Source organism: Ruegeria sp. A3M17 (genome assembly GCF_003318255.1).
In the GTDB taxonomy this organism is placed as follows: Bacteria; Pseudomonadota; Alphaproteobacteria; order Rhodobacterales; family Rhodobacteraceae; genus Ruegeria.
The window spans coordinates 1-19,923 of sequence record NZ_QOCF01000036.1; the positions used below are offsets into that span (position 1 = coordinate 1).

At 53.5% G+C, this 19,923-nt stretch carries 8 protein-coding genes and 1 pseudogene; 4 read left to right on the forward strand and 5 right to left on the reverse strand.

Annotated features, from left to right (window positions below; genetic code table 11):
* The 3 genes and pseudogenes from DS906_RS20260 to DS906_RS20270 form a co-directional block, all read left to right on the forward strand.
* Window positions 1-351 (forward strand): annotated as a pseudogene (locus DS906_RS20260) (ATP-binding cassette domain-containing protein); the annotation flags it as partial.
* Between the two features lie 160 nt (window positions 352-511).
* On the forward strand, window positions 512-775 hold the full coding sequence (locus DS906_RS20265; RefSeq protein WP_113791875.1) for a type II toxin-antitoxin system ParD family antitoxin: 264 nt from the start codon (window positions 512-514) through the stop codon (window positions 773-775).
* Window positions 772-1,089 (forward strand): type II toxin-antitoxin system RelE/ParE family toxin, encoded by a 318-nt coding sequence (locus DS906_RS20270; RefSeq protein WP_113791876.1) that lies wholly within the window; start codon window positions 772-774, stop codon window positions 1,087-1,089. Before DS906_RS20265 ends, DS906_RS20270 begins: the two co-directional genes overlap by 4 nt.
* A 3-nt stretch (window positions 1,090-1,092) precedes the next feature.
* Here DS906_RS20270 and DS906_RS20275 read toward each other — a convergent pair whose 3' ends face one another.
* Window positions 1,093-1,704: a DUF2520 domain-containing protein gene (locus tag DS906_RS20275; RefSeq protein ID WP_233494857.1), complete on the reverse strand. Its 612-nt coding sequence runs from the start codon at window positions 1,702-1,704 to the stop codon at window positions 1,093-1,095.
* Window positions 1,705-2,165: 461 nt separating this feature from the next.
* Window positions 2,166-3,698 (reverse strand): cryptochrome/photolyase family protein, encoded by a 1,533-nt coding sequence (locus DS906_RS20285; protein WP_113791879.1) that lies wholly within the window; start codon window positions 3,696-3,698, stop codon window positions 2,166-2,168.
* A 631-nt stretch (window positions 3,699-4,329) separates the two neighbouring features.
* Between DS906_RS20285 and DS906_RS20290 the strand changes: the two genes are divergently transcribed.
* Window positions 4,330-14,100: a non-ribosomal peptide synthetase/type I polyketide synthase gene (locus DS906_RS20290; RefSeq protein WP_158541346.1), complete on the forward strand. Its 9,771-nt coding sequence runs from the start codon at window positions 4,330-4,332 to the stop codon at window positions 14,098-14,100.
* On the opposite strand, the gene DS906_RS20295 is transcribed toward DS906_RS20290, so the two are convergent.
* The 3 genes from DS906_RS20295 to DS906_RS20305 form a co-directional block, all read right to left on the reverse strand.
* Window positions 14,095-15,516: a hypothetical protein gene (locus DS906_RS20295; protein WP_147235322.1), complete on the reverse strand. Its 1,422-nt coding sequence runs from the start codon at window positions 15,514-15,516 to the stop codon at window positions 14,095-14,097. The two genes, DS906_RS20290 and DS906_RS20295, sit on opposite strands and share 6 nt — an antisense overlap.
* Window positions 15,517-15,737: 221 nt before the next feature.
* Window positions 15,738-16,712 carry a hypothetical protein gene (locus DS906_RS22565; protein WP_233494858.1) on the reverse strand — a complete coding sequence of 325 codons (975 nt, stop codon included), beginning with the start codon at window positions 16,710-16,712 and terminating at the stop codon, window positions 15,738-15,740.
* 556 nt (window positions 16,713-17,268) lie between these two features.
* Window positions 17,269-19,764 (reverse strand): condensation domain-containing protein, encoded by a 2,496-nt coding sequence (locus tag DS906_RS20305; RefSeq protein WP_113791883.1) that lies wholly within the window; start codon window positions 19,762-19,764, stop codon window positions 17,269-17,271.
* Window positions 19,765-19,923: the final 159 nt, after the last annotated feature.

The window sequence follows — 19,923 nt, forward strand, 5'->3', positions numbered from 1 at the left end:
CGCCCGGCAATTGTGCCGCTTGGTTGTGCGGCTATCAATTTCCAAATGCAGAACACCCGGATCGAGGTGCTGTCCGGCGGACAAAAGGCGCGGTTGGCGATGTTGGTCCTGCGGCTTAGGAACCCGAACTTTTATCTGCTGGACGAGCCGATGAACCATCTGGATATCGAAGGTCAAGAGGCACTGGAGGCCGAATTGGTCACCCACGGCGCGTCCTGTTTGCTGGTCAGCCACGACCGGAGTTTTCTGAGAAACGTTGGTAACCGGTTCTGGTGGATCAATGGTCGCAAACTTGAGGAAGTGGATAGCCCTGAAGCATTTCTGGAGAGTGAAATGAGCTTTACTAGTTGATCAAAATAACACGCCACGGCGGCCCAGGCACACATTTGCCTAGGCAAAATCGTAAGACGTGACCGGATATCTGACCTGAAAAAGGGTATGTTGAATCGCATCTTCGCTGGCTTGACTCGCAAGTCGGTATGACTAAGTATTACTGTGAAAGGACGCTGCGATGACCGTCAAAACCACACTCAGCTTTACAGATAGGCACCACCAATTTCTCAAGGAAAAAGTGGGTGAGGGGGTGTATGCGTCGGCCTCTGCTGCCGTGGCAGCTGCTGTCGAACGGATGATCGAGGATGAGCAGGCTCGTGAAACTGCGCTTGAGGCGATGGCCGAAGAAATCCGCCGTCGTGCCGCAACTCCGCGCCAGGAATTTGTTAATCACGAGACTGCTTTCGCGACAGCGCTACGTAGACTGGATTCCGCTGAGTGACCTATCGCCTGCGTTACCATCCTGCAGTCTCCGAAGACCTAAACCGGATTGTAGAGATGATAACAGACTACGCTGGACCTCGGGTGGCAAGGCGCAAACTGGATGAGATTGCGCGTGTGGCCCAGGGCTTAAAGACGTTGCCGCACAAGGGGTCGCGAAGGGATCATGTTTTACCAAGTTTACGCGCTATTCCAGCGGCGAAGCGTGCGGTTATTGTTTTTACGATCGACGAAGACTTGCGGGAAGTCCACGTTTTGACGATCACCTATGCCGGTGCCGATTGGATCACGCGGGCCGAAGCCCGGGGGAAATAGCACTTATTTCTTTGAAGACTTAACCGAGGCATTAGTTACACCAGTTACTTTCAATAACCCGGCCATGTCACTTAAGGCTCGGTAGACGACTCCGGCCTGTGGATGCCAATCTGCTACATCGCGGCCTTGAGAGGCCACTACCCGTTCATCCCCACGCGCCGCTGGGCCCGTCAATGTGTGTCGCGGTCCATGAGCAACGACATTTTCCGCTGTGCCTTCCAGTAATTTAGAGTTCAACTGTGGCACGATATGGTCCGCAATACCCGCTTCAGCCCAGGCTTCACGCGCAATGGCTTGCAGTACTACGGCAAAGTTGTTCGAGATCACCGCTCCCGCGTGATATAGGCTCTTTCCTTCGGAGCGGATTAAAAAACATTCCGCCCCGAGCCGTTCCAGCAGAGGTTGCAGGATCGACAAAGCATCGGCGTCTCCTTCCAAACCGCAAAGAGCGCCTCGGAACTGTTTTTTTGCCGTATCGGGGTCAACGAATGATAGGACCGGATGCACACTGGCCAAACGCCAGTTCAGCTTTCGCAATAAGGCCATCTCATCAGCGCAGAGAAATCCGCTGCAGTGAAAGGCTATGGATCGTTCGGCTGAGCGGTCCTTTGCCAAACGCGCTGTAATGAGGTCAGATGCAACGACAGAAATTTGTGTGCGGGGACTGTGATAATCCAAAGATTGGCAGCTCGCATTTCTGACAAATCAGTTGCGACACGACCCGCGCCCGCCCGCCGAACGGCTTTTTCTGCCGAGCTTTGACTGGCGCTATAAACATCCTGTACCCGGCAATAATCCAACACATTAAACAGGGTCAGCAATGTCTGCCCAACCCGGCTCGCTCCGATCAGGTTTACAGTAAATTCGGACATGTATGCGCCTTCTAAGTATTGGTCTCGAATGGACTATGCCACGCCGAGTGGTCGAAGTGCAGGGGCCGACTGTAATTCGGAGTACGTCGCTACTTGGATGCGTTTAACCTTAGTGTACATTATCGGATCAGACGTCATTGCAGCGAGGCGCTTAACACGTCAGTCTGAATTTGGCAGTTGGCATGGGTCTTTCTTTCGTTCGGTTCACAGTCGCTCCAATATCCTTTTGGCACTGTTTAGATACTCTTGTTGTTTTTCTTGGGTCATTCGATCCCAAGTTCTGTACGCATGGCCCAGTCTGGGATTGCCGCGCAGTAGGTTGGCATTTCGCGCCAGAAAATCCCAATAAAGTGGGTTGAACGGGCATGCGCCATCGCCGGTTTTCTGTTTAACATCGTACCTGCACGAGACGCAGTGATCGGACATCTTATTGATGTAATTCCCGCTTGCGGCGTATGGTTTTGACGCCAACAGACCCCCGTCGGCGAACTGGCTCATGCCGATCACGTTTGGAGCCTCGACCCATTCATAGGCGTCGGAGTAAACAGCCAGATACCATTCGTGCACATCAACCGGATCAATTCCAGCCAACAGGGCAAAATTTCCGGTCACCATTAACCTCTGAATGTGGTGCGCATATGCTTCGTCCCGAGTCTGTACGATTGCGGCTGCCATGCACGCCATATCAGTATCCGCTGTCCAAAAAAACGAAGGCAAAGAGCGGTGTGCGGACAGGTAGTTTGACCGTGTGTAGCCAGGCATTCGCAACCAATAGATTCCTCGTACAAATTCGCGCCAACCTATTATCTGGCGAATGTACCCCTCAACGGCGTTCAAAGGTGCGTGGCCGTCGTAGTAAGTCCGTTCAACGCGCTGACAAATCTCGAGCGGGGAAAGAAGACCTACGTTTAGGTATTGTGCTAGGACCGAGTGGTACAGAAACGGCGCGCCTTTTAATATCGCATCCTGGTAGTCTCCAAATTTTGGCAGGGCATGTTCGACAAAATGATCCAATGCCGCCAAGGCGCCCTTTCGCGTGACGGCAAACCAGAACGGTTCCAGCTTTCCGAAACGGTCAGGGAAGCGTGCTTCTATCAACTCCAAAACGTCCCGCGTGATCTCATCCGGCTCCACTTCCAACGGGCGAGGTAAGAAAAAGTCAGTTTTGGCGGGCTTGCGATTGTCGGCGTCAAAGTTCCAGCGGCCACCTTCAGGTTCACCGTCTGACATCAACAGACCGGTTTTGCGGCGCATCTCACGATAGAAGTATTCCATCCGAAGCTGTTTGCGACCTGCGGCCCAGGTTTGAAAGTCATGATGGCTGGCAAGGAACCGATCATCGGCTACCGTTTCCAACCCTTCGCACTGCGCGAACTCTTGGACCAGACGGTATTCTCCGGGCTCGGTCACGATCGCGCGCTTAATTCTTAGATCGTGCTTCGCTCGCGCGATTTCGCTGATCAGACTTTGCGTGTTGTCCGGCTCATCCAATTGAACGTAGCGCACGGTCCACCCGTCCGACTTAAGTTCCGCCGCGAAATGGCGCATGGCGGAAAGAACGAAAGCAATCTTCTTTTTGTGATGTCGCACATAACGAGCTTCCTCCATGACTTCGGCCATCAAGATTGTGTCACGGTCCCGATCACCCGCGCGCAGCGCAGAGATATTCATTGAGAGTTGATCACCAAGCACAACAATCAAAGACGAGTATTGTGTGCAGGAAAGGGGCTCGGTCATGAGGCAGAGGGTAGGGCTTTCGTGCCGTAAGGCGACCCTAACAATACAGCATCGTCTCAAAATGTCCGGAAAAGTTAAGCGTAGAACCCTTCGCCAAGTTTCTCTTTTTCGCTTTACGGCTCAGAATCGACTCTGGGCAAAAAAGCGCAAATTCCCGCATTGAAGGTTCAGACTGCTCTGATTGTGTCGGGGTGGGAATAAATAGTCGGATGGAAAGAAGATTGGTGGGTTTTTGGAACTTAAACGCGAGTCGTCCAAAGACGTGCTCAAACGGACCTTGTTGCATCCTCCTGCAAATTTTTATCTATTTTTCAAAGTCATGCAGGTCAGATTGCCAGTTCATTCGACCAACAGCGACTCTTTGATGCTGCCATGGGCAGCCGGCAGTCGACAGCCAGAAAAGCATACAATACGCTTGTCTACATCGAATTCGTTTGTTTTGCCGATGTATTTGACCTGAGGGGCCGTAGCGCAAATTTCGTAGGGCAATTGTCAAAGACGCAACCTATTTTGCACTGTTTGCTACGATAACCCCCTTTGGTCGGTTTTAGGGGTTGATATGTTAAATGGTTCTGCCGTCAGGTCTTTGCGTTCTTTGAATTTTGATCCTGCGCTGGACCTCTATCAAAGCATGCTTCGCGTGTGCGCTATCGTACCAAACAAGGTCGCGCTGATCGGTGACGATCGGGGGTACACGTACGCGGAAATTGCAGATGCCGCCGATAGAATTGCCCTGCATTTGATGTCAAAGGGTGTTTTTCCGGGTGACAACGTGGCGATGATCATGGATCGCACGCCCGAAGCAATCCTAACCATGTGCGGTATCATGCGTGCGGGCGGGACCTTTGTGCCATTGGACCCAGCCTATGACATAAAGCAAGCAGGGTACGTTATTGCGGATTCCAAACCATCCGCGATCCTGTGGGAGGAGCACCACAAGCCCATTGCCGATGAACTGAATTCGAACCGGGTTGCAAGTCTGAATGCGCTCGACCTATTGAATTCTGATCCCGATGAGAAGCGCGACTTTCCGAACAGAACTGGTCTGGATGCTTGTTACATAATGTATACGTCTGGATCGACCGGACAGCCAAAAGGTGTTGTGTTACCTCATCGGTCCATCGTTCGGCTCGGCTTTGATCAACCAATCGGACAAGTCCTTCCCAACGACATAACGTTGGCGAGTTCGACCATTGCATGTGACGGTTTCACTTGGGAAACATGGCCTGCGCTTTTGAACGGAGGGTCGGTCGCAGTTGTGGCCGAGCCCAAGCCGGCATTGGACAAGCTTGCCGCAACTATTTCCCGTCATGGTGTAAGTGTCGCGTTCTTTTACACCGGAATGTCACATCTGCTGATCGAACATCACCTTGATGCGCTAAGCAGTTTGCGCCGTTTTGGTGCGGCGGGTGATGTGCTGTCCCCTTCACATGTTCGTAGTCTCAAAGATGCGCATCCCGGAATCGAAGTCATAAACGGTTACGGTCCCACAGAAAACTCCGCCCTAACCACGATGCACGTCGTCACCGAAGCGGACCTTGTTGGTGGTACAATTCCGATAGGCGTGCCGACTGGTCACTGCGACTGTTTCGTCGTGAACGAAAATCATAACGAACTGCGGGCCGGAGAGGTCGGGCAACTGGTTGCCGCGGGACCGAGTGTGGCACTTGGCTATCTCAATAAACCCGAACGGACGGCCGAGTCCTTTATTTCAGATCCGCGCCCAACTCACACCGGACAAGTGTATTTGACCGGAGATCTGGTCCGCCAGCGCGACGATGGTGTCTATGAATTTCTAGGACGTGTCGATCGACAGGTGAAAATTGGTGGTCGTCGCATTGAACTGGACGGAATTGAACATCACCTACGTGAATTGCCGATGATTTTGGATGCTGCGGTTACTTTGACCACGGCAGATACGGGTGAGAAACGCATAACAGCCTTTTTGAAACCGTCAGGCGATATGCCTGCTGATAAACGCGCCTTCGTCCGTGAGGTTATGGCAGAACTCGGGAGAGCCTTGCCGGAGGGCGCCCTGCCTCGGACGAACCGGGTTGTGGCAGACTTTCCATTAACCCCAAGCAACAAGATCGACCGAGAAGCGTTGGTCGACAGCGTCGAATCGAAGGACTTGGAAAGCAACGGCAACACTGGGCCAGTTTTCCAGTCAATCCGAACTCCAATATTCCAATCGGCCCGTAAACGGCTAGACGCTGCCGAGATCGCACGAACTATTGCGAAGATTTATGATGAGACATTGGGTTGCGGAGAGTTGGATGCAGGCGCAACATTCTTCGAAGCTGGGGGAACATCTCTGCAATTAATTGGTGTCCATGCAGAAGTGATGAAACGTTTAAACGTACGGTTCGACATTACACTCATGTTCGAAGTCCCGCGTCTGGGCCCTTTGTCCGAGGCGATAGCCGCGATCGAAGTGAGTGGAAACGAGTCGCTGTTGTCTCAGGAGCCAGAACAAGGAGTTGAGGAACGGGCTGACCTGAACTTACCTGAGAATGCAATCGCAATTGTGGGCATGGCAGCTAAACTGCCCGGTTCACAGTCTCTTGATGAGTTCTGGGAGCACATTCAGAACGGCGATAATCTGATCAAGCCATTCTCGTCGGACGAACTTGAAGATAGCTTCACGCCTGAACAACGTGCATCGGACAGTTTTGTAGCGGCCCGCCCCATCCTTTCGGATGCAGGGATGTTCGATGCCAAGTTTTTTACGATGCACGCCCGTGAGGCGGCAACTATGGACCCGCAAGCCCGAGTGTTCCTTGAGATTTGCTATCATGCCTTGGAAAACAGCGGTCACGACCCGTGGCGGACACGCATGCCGGTGGGCGTATACGCGGGGTCGTCGTCGACCACATATCTGATTCAAAACATATTGGCCGACCGTCAGGCAGCCGAGGCGTATATGTCGAATTATCAGACCGGAAAGATTTCTGAACTGACCGGCAATATTGGGGACTGCCTAGCAACTCGGGTGTCGTACAAGCTGGACCTGCACGGCCCTGCGATGACGGTACAGACGGCGTGTTCGACGTCGCTGACCGCGATTTCACAGGCATTGTTGGCATTGCGTGCGTGCCAATGCGACATGGCTTTGGCAGGAGGCGTTTCGATCACCTTTCCGCAAAAGCGTGGATACATCGCGCAAGAAGGTGGGTTGTCGTCAGATGACGGCACGTGCCGACCATTTGACGCTGAAGCCAGCGGAACGGTTTTCGGGCACGGTGCCGGGGTTGTTGTATTGCGCAGACTTAAAGATGCCGTTGCAGACGGTGATCACATCCATGCGGTTATTTTGGGCTGCGGTATCAATAACGATGGTGCCGACAAAATATCTTACACGGCACCAACGGTACGCGGTCAGGCGGATGCAATTCGCCGAGCGCACAAAGATGCTGTAATCGAACCTAAAAGTGTGACTTACGTCGAATGCCACGGAACCGCGACACCTCTCGGGGACCCAATTGAAATTAGTGGGCTGCGTCAGGCGTTCGGCGAAGCAGCTGTCGAAGGGGGCTGTGCGCTCGGGTCCGTCAAAGGCAATATCGGTCATCTGGATGCGGCTGCCGGCGTAACCAGCGTAATCAAAACAGCGCTGATGCTGAACCATCGCAAGATTCCCCCTGTGGCAAACTTCTCCGGTCTGAACCCTAGAATAGAACTGGAAGGTACTCCGTTCCGGGTTCCGAGTTCCCTCTCGGAATGGGTGTCGGATGGACCATTGCGCGCCGGTGTCAGTTCTTTCGGGGTGGGGGGGACCAATGTCCACTTGGTGCTGGAAGAGGCACCGCAAATAGTGCAGGACGCTGAGACTGCTTCCGTTCAAACGGTTGTCATTTCGGCGAAGACGCCGGAAGCCTTGGCCGAAATGAAGGGTGACTTAGCGGATGCTTTGGAGAAACCCGACGCGCCGAGACTGGCGGATGCGGCCTATACCTTGCAAGAGGGACGAGCCGCTTTTGAGTATCGTCAGGCTGTCGCGGGCTCGGATCCTGAAGAGGTCGCCAAAACCTTACGCGCTGCACCCGCTATCCGTAAGCCCGCGATGCAGGGCAACCCAACTGTAACATTCATGTTCCCGGGTCAGGGATCTCAGTACCCGGGCATGGGCAGCGGTCTGTACCAAACCGAACCAGAATTTGCGCAGTGGATTGATAAAGGTGCGGAAATATTACGCCCGGTTCTTGGCTTAGACGTAAAGACAATGCTGTGTTTCGCAGACGCCAGTGACCAGGACCTCGCGCGTGCGTTGCGCGAAACCCGCCTGACTCAGCCTGCTTTGTTCCTGACTCAATACGCCTGTGCAAAGTTGTGGATGGCTCGTGGCATAAGCCCAGCGTCATTGATTGGCCATTCGGTTGGCGAGTTCACCGCCGCCACGTTGGGTGGCGTCATGGATTTTGAAACCGGGTTGTCGATCATCGCGAAACGAGGCCAACTGATGCAGGATCAGCCAGGCGGTGCGATGTTGTCCGTTAGAGCGCCGCTTGAGGCTCTGGAGGATTATCTGGATGATACCGTCGATGTCGCCGCGCGCAATGCGCCTCGTTTAAACGTTTTGGCCGGAGACTTTGATGCAATTGCGTCGATTGAAGATCGACTGAAAGACGCCGGTATCCCGTGTACACGTCTTCACACTTCTCATGCGTTTCATTCACGCATGATGGATCCGGTGTGTGAAGGCCTGTTGGAAGCGGCCACTCAAAAAACGCTGCAACCAACGAAAATTCCATATGTCAGCTGTGTAACGGGCGATTGGATTTCCGAGAATGAATGCACAGACCCGTCATATTGGGCGACCCAGGCGCGAGCAGCGGTGAATTTTGCGGACGCGGTTTCGACACTCGTGACCGAAGATCCAGTCGCGTTGCTCGAGGTTGGCGCTGGGAACACGTTATCTGCGTTCAGCATCCAAACATTGCCGCGGGATGCCTCGGTTGCGGTCATACAGTCTTTGCCGGATCACACCCGTCCAGAAACGGATGAAGTCGCGATGGCCGCTGCAATGGGTTGCCTGTGGGGATGCGGCGTCGATGTAGACTGGAACAAGCTGGGTCCGCGCGGAAACCGGCGCGTACCTCTGCCAACTTATCCATTCCAACGCAAACTGCATTGGGTCGATGCGCCAGCGCCTTCCATCGGAGCAGCAACTTCCTCGTCATCCGCACCGACCACGGCAACCGTAAATCCTGTTTCAAGTTTAAGTGAGTTCTCTTCTATGCCGACATCCAATTCACAAGAACAGATTGAGCGCAAGCCGCGCCTGATCAGTGAGATTCTAGCCATTTTGAGCGAAGTTTCTGGTGAAGATCTGGGGCCAGAAGATGCACCGGCAACATTTTTGGAACTTGGGTTTGACTCCTTGTTCCTCGGACAGGTCACCCAAAAATTGAATGCTGATTACGGGATCGATCTGACATTCCGGCAATTGATGTCCGACTATCCGTCCGCTGAGGCGCTCGTTGATTACCTGGATGAAAGCCTACCCCCCGAAACGGCTGTTCCCTCGGTTGAACCGGAGGCCACACAAACGGTCACGCAAAGCGCTACGGAACCCGTGGCTCCTGCGGTATTGCCACCATCAGTTGTGCCCGCCGCGCCGATTGGTGATGGGTCAGTCGCTGCTGTCATGCAGGCGCAGGTCGATGCCATGCAGTCACTTTTTGCACAACAGCTTCAGGCTTTGTCTGGAGCTCAGACAGCGGCACCTACTGCTGTGACCAGTACACCAAAAGTTGAGACAGAGATTAAACCAGTAGTTCCTGCGCTGCGCAAAAATGCGGCGAGCAAAGGCACCTTTTCGATCGGACGTGCAACCAATGCAGCGGGCGGCGACCTTACGTCCGAGCAACTGGCCTTTGCGCGAGACTTGGCAACCAGTTACAGCCAGCGACACGCCAAATCCAAAGAGTATGTACAGACCTACCGGTCTGTGATGGCCGACCCACGCACGGCAGCAGGGTTTCGCGCTGAATGGAAGGAGTTGGTGTTCCCGATCGTTTCCGATCGTTCCAAAGGTGCGCGCCTGTGGGATATCGACGGGAATGAATTCATAGATCTGGTCAGTGGTTTCGGGCCTATAGCTTTTGGCCATTCGCCGGATTTTGTCATTGATGCTGTATCACGTCAGATGGAACGTGGCTTTGCAATTGGACCGCAATGTGATCTCGCCGGCCCAGTTCTGGAACGCTTTGCAAAATTTGTAGGTCATGAGCGTGCTACCTTCTGCAACACCGGGTCCGAGGCTGTGATGGCAGCAATGCGCATTGCACGAACGGTAACAGGCCGCGACCAGATCGTGGTATTTGGCAGTGACTACCATGGCCAGTTCGACGAAGTATTGGTCAAAGGCAAGTCACGTGGTGGCGACCCTGCGGCTCTGCCGATTACACCGGGAATTCCGCGCTCGAGCCTGTCCAACATGGTTGTGTTGCCGTACGGCGCGCCAGAAAGCATCGACTGGATTCGCGAAAATATTGGCTCAGTCGCTGCTGTTGTTGTCGAACCAGTACAGAGCCGGAACCCAAACCTACGCCCTCAGGAATTTGTGCGTGAACTGCGCCATATCACACGCGAAAGCGGTGCGGCCTTGGTCATGGATGAAATTGTGACCGGTTTCCGGGTTGGTGCCCGGGGAATGCAGGGCGAGTGGGATATCCAGGCCGACATGGCAACCTACGGCAAGGTAATCGGAGGCGGTATGCCAATTGGCATGCTGGCGGGTTCAGCCCGGTTTATGGATGCACTCGACGGCGGCATGTGGCAGTTCGGTGATGACTCGGTCCCGGAAGTTTCTCCAACCTTCTTTGCGGGAACGTTCGTTCGCCATCCGTTGATTGTTGCCGCGGTGGACGCAACGCTAGAACATATGGGCACAAATGGGTCCGATCTTTGGCAGCGCACGGCCGCCCGCACGGCTGATGCAGTCGGCAGGATGAATGCCATTCTTGTAGCGCGCGGGTTGCCGCAATTGGTCGAAAGCTATTCAAGCTGGTTTGTTCCAAAACTAATGGGCTTCGATCCCAATGCCGCCCTGTTTTACCCGCTCATGAAGATGGCCGGTATCCATGTTCAGGTCGGGTACGCCTGCTTCTTTACGACTGCCCATACTGAACAGGACTTCGATGCGGTTGTGAACGCGTTTGAACAATCCATCGATGCGCTCAGAAGCGTTGGTATCCTTGTCGGCGATGGGAAAGCCAAACCCGTCGCTACAACGCCAGTAGCCAAACCGCCAACCGAAGGTATCCCCCTGACCGAAGCACAGCGCGAAGTTTGGATGACCAGTCAACTGGGAGAGAAAGCGTCGTGCAGTTTCAATGAAAGCGCCTCGTTCCGTCTAACGGGTCCATTGGACCAAGACGCATTACAACAGGCGCTTAACCGTGTAATTGAACGGCATGATGGGTTGTGTCAGGTCTTTGCCAAAAACGGTGAGACGTTCAACATTATCGATCCATTCGAGCTGCAGCTTACGCTTCATGATCTGAGTGACAAAGAAGATCCAGAAGCTGCGTTGGCCGGCCTCGTGTACGAAGACTCTTCGATTGAAATCGACTTGATTTTGGGGCCTCCCATACGGTCTTTCCTTGCACGAATGTCGGCAGAAGAACATGTTCTGATCATCAATGCACACCATATCGTTTGCGACGGTTGGTCATACAACGTAATGGCTTCGGACTTGGTGGCATTTTACAAAGCAGAGGTTTCGGGTACGCCGGCGAACCTTCCGCCGGCCCCGTCTTTCGCAGCCTATGCCGTCGCACAATCCGATAAAAATGTGCTACCGGCGACGCGCGCCTATTGGGAAGAACAATATTCAGAACCTACTGAATTGCCGGAAATACCAACAGATCATTCTAGGCCTGTAATCAAAACATTCTCCGGTGCGACCTGCACGGCGCGCATATCGGGAGATGTCGCGTCAGCGGCACGTAAGGCCGGTGCCGCACAGGGCTGTACGCTGTTTGCAACGCTGTTTGCCTCGTTGCAGATTGTATTAGGACGGCTGACCGGGTCTCATGATCTGGTAATAGGCGTGCCAACCGGCGGGCAGGCCTTGCTGGATAACAATGAAATGGTTGGTCACTGCGTCAATTTCCTACCGATCCGCGCCATTCAAGACCCGATTGCTTCGGTTGCTGACTTTCTGACTCAGGTTCGTGATCAGGTAATGAATGCATTTGACCACCAGGATTATACCTACGGAACGCTCGTTCGCGATCTGAATATCGAGCGCACGTTGAACCGGTTACCGCTCACAGAAGTGCAGTTCAATCTGGAACGACTGGGCGAGGCCGTAGATATGGGCCCGCTTAGCATGACGTCGGCACCCAACCCTAAAACAGCTGTGAATTTCGACCTGTTCTTTAACGTAATCGAACGTCGCGACGGTCTGCGAGTGGATGTCGATTACAACACTGACGTCTATAACGAAGACACGGTGATGCGTTGGATGAAGTACTTTGAGACAGTTCTTTCCGAACTGGCAGAGGATACCGCGCGCCCTCTGTCTAGGGTTAACGTTCAGCCCGCCGACGAGCTCGAGTGGATGCTGGAGACGGTGAATCGAACGAGCGAGGCTTTGCCACAGGCGACAACGCTCGACAGGCTAATTTCGGAAACTGCCAAAACTTATCCAAACGCGATCGCAGTTGAGGATAATCTGGGACAGCTCAGCTACACGGAACTTGACCGGCTAAGTGATGCGGTCGCCGCTGACATCCAGGCCCTTGTCCGCGGGTCCGGCGGCCGGATTGCCGTGGCCATGTCTCGGTCATCACAATGCCTGGCAGCTTTGCTCGGCGTTTTGAAAAGCGGCAACGCCTACGTGCCGATTGATCCCGCTCAACCCGCATCGCGGCTGCGCATGATACTTGAGACGGCAGATGTTTCTGCCGTCCTGCACGATCAGGGCAATCTACCCGACTGCGCTGAAGGTCTTGATCTGCCTGAGCTTCAGATGAGTCAAGTAAGAGCGGGTGGCATTCCTTTGATCATCGCAGATAGAGTTGATCCAACGGCGTATGTGATGTTCACCTCGGGTTCTACCGGCACGCCAAAAGGGGTTGAGATCGGCCATCGCTCGGTGATCAACTTCCTGACGTCTATGGCGGACGAACCCGGTTTCGACCCGCAATCGGTAATGTTGTCAGTGACTACAACGATGTTCGATATCTCGGTTCTGGAACTGTTCCTGCCGTTGCTGCAGGGTGGTCGAGTGGTTATCGCGGCACAAGAAGACGTTCTGGACGGGTTCCGATTGGTCGAACGCTTGAAGCGTGGCGATGTCACGCATATTCAGGCCACGCCTACGCTGTGGAGCATGCTTCTTGAAGCTGGGTTACGGCCTGACAAAGGTTTGACCATGTTGGCGGGCGGTGAACCCTTGCCAGCCGATCTCGCAGAGAGGTTGATGGAAAGCGGCGCGGATCTGTGGAACATGTATGGCCCGACCGAGACCACGATCTGGTCTGCTGTTTCAAAGGTTCATTCGGGCGAACTGATTACGATTGGTCATCCCATAGCCAATACCGAATTGCATGTGCTTGGTCCTGACGACCAGCCGTTGCCAATCGGGGCTGAGGGCGAACTGAACATTGGTGGTACAGGGTTGGCGAAGGGGTACTTCCGACGCGACGATCTAACACAAGCAGCATTTCGTGAAGTGTCCCTGAACGGGCACCCACGTCTTTTGTATAAGACCGGCGATGTTGCCCGCCGTTTGGTCGACGGCACAATCCAAGTGTTGGGTCGCAATGATGGGCAGATCAAATTGCGCGGTTTCCGCATCGAGCTTGGAGAGATTGAAACGGCAATGCGCGCGGTGCGCGGCGTTCAGGCGGCCGCCGCGACTTTGCGTCCTTCGCCGCGTGGAGACAAGCAGCTGGTCGGATATGTCGTTGCCGAGCCAGGACATGATCCCAAACCGGAAAGCCTGACTACGGCATTGGCCGAACGGCTGCCGCACTACATGGTGCCGACTGCTTGGGTATTCCTCAGTAATTTGCCCAAAACCGGCAACGAAAAATTGAATCGCAAAGCTCTGCCTGATCCGGACGTTGTTGCGACAGTCACCGCATTGTACACTGAGCCCAGTACGCCGACGGAAAAGAAAATGGCAAAAATCTGGGAAGACGCTCTGGGTATCGATCAAATTTCAACGTCGCAAACCCTTTTTGCGTTGGGCGCAGATTCCTTAACAGTATTCCGTATTGCCGCGCGCATGATCGATGCTGATTTGAACGTTGAGGCGAGACACCTATTGGAATACCCCTCAATTGCGCGCCTTGCCGCATTTGCTGACAATCGGGCAGAGGAGGACAGCGCACCGCGCAAACCTTCGCTGAAATCCTATCGTCGTGGTGCCCGCCGGGGACTATAAGCGATTTTCGGAGCCACCCGGATGCGAAACGGGTGGCCCTGATATCTTGATCCGGCGTTTTACGGATCCATCGCCATTTGGGCCAGTCGGTGCGATTTCGAAATCCACCGTGTCACCAGATTGCAATTCCAATCCAATCTCGGGCAAAGTATAGCCATCACTTGTAACTTCGGCCTCGTGAACAGGTGTTCCCTTGTGCAAGATAGACAGGCGCGATGGTTCGGTCTCTGAGGAGGCTTTCCACTGCCCATTCACTATAAATCGACCATCCATTTGTGCAGTAAATCGTTCTATGGCGGTGTAAGGTTTGCCATTGAACCGCGCGGTCGTCACGCCGTCGTCAGTGATGCGAAGAGGCGAAAGATCAGGTGCGCCGCGGTAGCTCGGCCAATACCAATCGATGATTTCCAGCGGAACCAGACCGATGCTGGGGCGTCTGGCAAAGTAGCTCCATGGTGGCTGATTGAATTGGTATCGCGTGTCCGCGTGTACTGTTTGTACTGACAACTCGACTCTCAGATTCTGTCCAATGATCAGAATTGGCGAATCTGTCAGAGTGTTCACAGGATCAATGGGGCGGCCGCGAGCGTCAAAAAACTCAGCCACTCCTTTCACTTCGAGTACGCCGCTGCCCCACGCGACGAAAGCTTCACCGTTTTTTCCAAATTCGTAGATCCGCGCTGGTTCAATCGTTTCGCTTGCGACAGGACGGCCGAATGGCAGGAGCTCACGCTGTAGAAACTCAAATGAGTCCGCTGCGGGTTTTCGTTTTTCAGCGTTTTGCGTACGCAAGCCCATATTGGGCCACCAAGGCTCATCCAGCAACGCATACCAATACGCGTCGTTTATCCCGGATGCCGCCATTTGTGTCACCATCAAGATCATGTAATCAGGTGCATCATTCTGATCTTCAAACCAGTTGCCGAACTCGGTTACGTAGATTGGGCGTTCTCCACCGTATTCCTGCATCAAGGCCTTCAGACGATTCAGTTCTGGCAGGACCGTATTGGGGTTGTCGCGATAAGGATGCACGGAAATCGCATCGCAGGCTTGCAGGCCGCCCTGACGAAAAAATTCACGATAGAACCCGATCGCAATTGTGTTTAAGCCGCTGCAGATGATCTTGGCATCGGGATGATCCTGCTCCAGGCGCGTGCGTACCGTTCGAACCAGTGCAGCCAGATATGCCGGTGGGTTCTGGGTAAATGGACCTCTGACAAAATCGCTCGAGTTGAATTCGTTCCCGATTTCGATCTTTAAATTATCGACTCCATAGTGGCTGATAATGGCGCTTACCCAGGCGGCGAAACCTTCGCGACCCTCCTTACTGTGCGGCGTATCACCGTTGTCGTACAAAGGATTCCTGTCGGTGATGACGATAAGCGGTACCATACCTTTTTCAATCAGCGGCAACATGTACTTGTCCGCGACCGCAAAATTGTAAACGCCTGGTCGTTGTTCCGCCGTGGCCCACCCAATCTCATCACGAAGGTGCGTCGCACCCAGATCTTGCGCCAGATCGAGGGCGGCTCTGCTCCATCCCTGTTCCAGATGCGTTTGTACGCCAAGGTTGAACCCATCTTCGTCGGCGATGGCTGATCCCGCCAGAAACACAACTGAGATCGCGAGTTTCCACTTCATTCTGCGCTGCTCCAGTCCATCACGATCTGGCCACCGGCAACACTCAGATGATGCATGCCTTTGACACCAGGTCGATCCTTGGGCGTGAACTGCCGGATAAACCGCTCTTCGTACTCTGTTTCGTCAAGCTTGATAATTTCCATGAGGTTTAGGCCAAAACCGTACACGCCATGGCTGTTGTTTTGCGACGGCCGGAATAGCCGATCCCCTTGCCGGATGATCGCCCCTGCGTTTCTGGCGCAGTCTGACCCAAACACGACAGGATTTTTTGGATGAGGTTTGATCGTTTTCAGATCCGGGCCATCGACCTCAAACAGATACAGTTCGCTGGAATGATCCTGAAAAGCAAAATGATCAGATAAGTTGGTAATCAGCCACCACCGCCCATCATCCCCAAGATACATGCTGGAATCTGCTAAGTACTGACCCTCGAATGCTTTGGCATGCAATTCCCATTCATCTGGAAATTTGGTGCAACGCCATATCTCAAGGCGTTTAGCTGCCTGGGTTTCGGGCATCATAAAGATCGAGTCTCCGGCCCGAAACACGAAAGGAAAGGAAAGATGATAAGTACACTTCAACGCGGTAACGGGTTCGGTCAGACAGTCTCCTTCCAGACGCGCCACCTCTATGCGACCATTGATATCTTCGGCATTCATGGCTTCGAAAAAAACCCACTGTTGCCCTTGGTGCTCAAACAGGAAGGGATCGGCCATTATGCAAGACGATCGCGGCAGGCCTTTTGCCTTTCCTGGATGAAACCCTGAGACCGGACCGGATGAGCTACCAAGTTGCCAAGACTCTCTGATTTGTCCGGCACGTGCGAGACGTTCAGATTTCAGCTTTTCTGACACGTCACTGACAAGGTTGAATGCATAGACGAGTGAGGATTCAAAGTCAGGTTTTTCCCTGGTAGCCTCGGGAAGCTGCCTGGTTTCGGGCACACTGCGACGCTCTGCCAGTTCATTCATCGCGTGGTACAGAAACAGGATCGACTTTTCAGCTACAAAGGCTCCGGTCAAAACACTGCCAGGTTTGCGGTTGTAGCTGGTTTGCCGAAAAACCCGTTGAGTTGGGTCTTCGTAGGATCTCGAATGGATTTCGACCTGGACATGGGGGGCGCGGCCCGCTCCAGTTGTCATGGCAGCCTTGAAAGGGTCGCTCATACCGCCAAATGCAACTGCCCATTCTCCGAAACGGAGCTGGGCCAACTGATACTTTGTCAGCGAAGCGGGGCCAAGCGCAAGCGCAAGGTCGGCCTGATCTTGGGTGACCGGTAGAGTGCTAAGGAAATCTGCGGCCGGCTGAGTATCATAAGGCAGAATACGTCGCGCGGCCAGAACCTGTTCGGCCCGCATTAACAAGCGCATCAAAAGTGTTCCTGAACGGTCCCGCCGATCAATTCCGCCAACAATCTGACCCGTAACTTCAAACCGGGGATCACTTCGCAATCGGTCGATCAATATCGCTTGCCAATCCTGCAAGCCTAGCAGTCCCGGTGGTGTTACCAGTGCGACTTTAAGCTTTTCATTTTGCACTGTCGCTCTCCAATCGGCGTGCCTTCACATCGAAGACTTCGGATATTCGGCCAAAGCCCGATCGCATGAGGGAGTCACCATGCCAGCCATTCACCGGATAGACAGCTGTGTCCGCCGAAAGCAGCTCCGACCATCCCAATACGCCATCTTCAGGAACCATGGCCTGAGATCTTGTGATAAAAAGAACAACTTCGCCGTCATATGGTTCAAAGCTGTAGGCCCGCGTTTGGCTTACTAAAGCATCCACGGTGTCGTCGACCAGCGTTTCGGTTGGAGACGCCGGTGGTGCGAGCCCTGTTGCTTGGAGAATACGCTGTGCAAAATCGTTCTGACCGAGGAGATCTGTTGTACTGATCTTTCCACGCCACCGTAGGCTTAGGTAATACCGAAGCCTACGCATTCTAATGGTCCATTTATCGCGTATGCGTTGAGACCGTGTAAACTTGCCAATTGCGCCGGGGGCCCAAGTGTCAATCATACCAACACAACGCACCCGCTCGCCTAAAGCAGTTAGTTGCTTAGCTAGCCGTAACGCGACACGACCATCGACGCAAAGCCCGCACAAAAGTATGTCGCGCCCTGAATATCGGTCTCGAACAATTGATGCCGCTTCGTCAATCGCCGGGTCGAATCCGGCTTGAGATAGTGCATTGAGCTGCGCCTGATCAGCAATACCGATATTGGCAACAGCACAAATTGCTCCGATCTCTTTGCCCAGTGATTGATAAAGGAATGGTTGATTAACCGTCAGCAAGATGGGCGCGGTTTCTGGCGCGGATTTGAGTTCGGCCAGAGACCAGATTGAATCGGGCGTTGTTTCGTCTCGAGGCGTTGGATGCTTTGTTGCAACAGGTTCGGTCTGCCCCAGTAGATTGTCCAGCCCGTCCAGAGTCGGATCATTCAAAAACGCGTGCAGACTTGGTCTGGTCTCGAAAGTCTCTCCTACGCGCGACAACATTTGCAAAGCCAGTACGGAATAACCGCCCAGATCAAAGAAATCTCCGTCGACGTGATCAACAGGCAGCGCAAGAATGTCGGACCACAAGGAGGCCAGTCGAGGTTTAACGTTGTTCGGGGACGGTGTTGGCTTTGCAAGTGACGTAAAACCATTCAGGTTTAGCGGAGGGTTTTTTACCTTAGTGGGTCGATTTGCTGCTATCGCTGAGGTCGGAGCGGGGTCGCGTCGCATCAAGGCTTGGAACACCTCGAGCAAAAGGTCCGAAAACGCCTGAATAGTGGACTCGTCAAACAGATTGGCATTGTAGTCTATCGCCAGACGCCATCCTGAATTTCGACCTATAATGTTAACATTGAGATCGTAAAGCGTACCAGGTGAGTGTGATTGAACCGAAACCAGTTCTATATCGCCATATTTCCTTTCGTTTAAGAAAACGCGCTGAAGGTTAAACATGATCGAAACCAACGGGATACGTAACGGGTCTCGCGGTGGGTTTAGTACCTGAACCAGCTTATCGAAGGGCAATGTCTGGTGTGCCAGGGCGCCATTTACGACCTCACGAGCAGCGCGACCTTGATCGATTACTGATCTGCTTGCGTCAATGTCGAGGCGCATGACGATGGGATTAGTGAAAATCCCGATCAGTGGTTCCAAATCTATTTCTGTTCGGCCTGCAACCTGGATAGCAAAGCTTACGTCATTGCGGCACGAAAACCGTTCTAGCGCCGTGCTGAAAGCGGAAACGCCCAGGGCAAAGACTGAGGTATCCAGCTCTTTTGCGGTTTCAGAAAGGTTGGTTTCGAAGTCCTGCGGAAGTTCTCTGGCAAATGACTTCGGCTCGGGCTCTGAGGCCGCACGCGGTCGATCAAGCGGCAGTTCGAAATATTCCATGCCACCGAGGGTTTGCTTCCAGTACTCTTCCTCTTCATCCATGGCACCGCTCTGTTCGTAATCAGAAAGCCACATAGAAAAGTCACCGTACTGCAGTGTTAATTCTGGCAGATCAGGATCGGTACCAGTCTGCAGCGCTTCGAGATGTACGCCCAGTTCATGACCCAGGACACCGATGGAGTATCCGTCGAACACGCTGTTATGTACCGAAATCAATAGAGCTGCGCGTTCAGTTTCCATTGGAACCATCGCAACGCGAAAGAGACAGGGTTCAGACAGGTCGAATGGCTGTTCTGAATGTGCAATGGCAATCGAGTTAATCCGCTCTGCGCGATCGGCTTTGGGGACATTAAGGATATCAACGAGATCGAGTTTGAATTCAACATGTGCGAAGACTTCCTGCACAGGCTCCCCGTTTTGTTCTACGAAACGTGTTCGAAAAATCTCATGCCGGTCGATGATCTTCTGGAACGCAGTTTGAACCATGTCGCTGGTTACCGGTCCTCGCAATTCCCACCGTATGGCTAGATTCAGTCCCTTATTACCGGGGTGAATCTGCTCCATAAACCAGCACCGTTTTTGGGTAACAGAAGTGGGAAAGGTTCCGACTATCTGCTGCTGCTTCAATGCCTTCATAAAAATCGCTCCGCTAAACCCAATCACCCTGGACGCGGAAAAACGTTTCGCAAGCTATTTCGAGCCAAAAAACTCCCGGCATGCGGCGAACAGGGCAAAATGCGGGTACTAATTACACAATCCAAGTTTCTCTGCCGCAGTCGCGCGAGTCAAATAAAA

Excerpts from the sequence above, each read along its gene's own strand:
- DS906_RS20305 (WP_113791883.1), bottom strand. The coding sequence starts at position 19,764 with ATGAAGGCATTGAAGCAGCAGCAGATAGTCGGAACCTTTCCCACTTCT.
- DS906_RS22565 (WP_233494858.1), bottom strand. The coding sequence starts at position 16,712 with ATGAATGAACTGGCAGAGCGTCGCAGTGTGCCCGAAACCAGGCAGCTT.
- DS906_RS20285 (WP_113791879.1), bottom strand. The coding sequence starts at position 3,698 with ATGACCGAGCCCCTTTCCTGCACACAATACTCGTCTTTGATTGTTGTG.
- DS906_RS20295 (WP_147235322.1), bottom strand. The coding sequence starts at position 15,516 with ATGTTGCCGCTGATTGAAAAAGGTATGGTACCGCTTATCGTCATCACC.
- DS906_RS20290 (WP_158541346.1), top strand. The coding sequence starts at position 4,330 with ATGCTTCGCGTGTGCGCTATCGTACCAAACAAGGTCGCGCTGATCGGT.
- DS906_RS20265 (WP_113791875.1), top strand. The coding sequence starts at position 512 with ATGACCGTCAAAACCACACTCAGCTTTACAGATAGGCACCACCAATTT.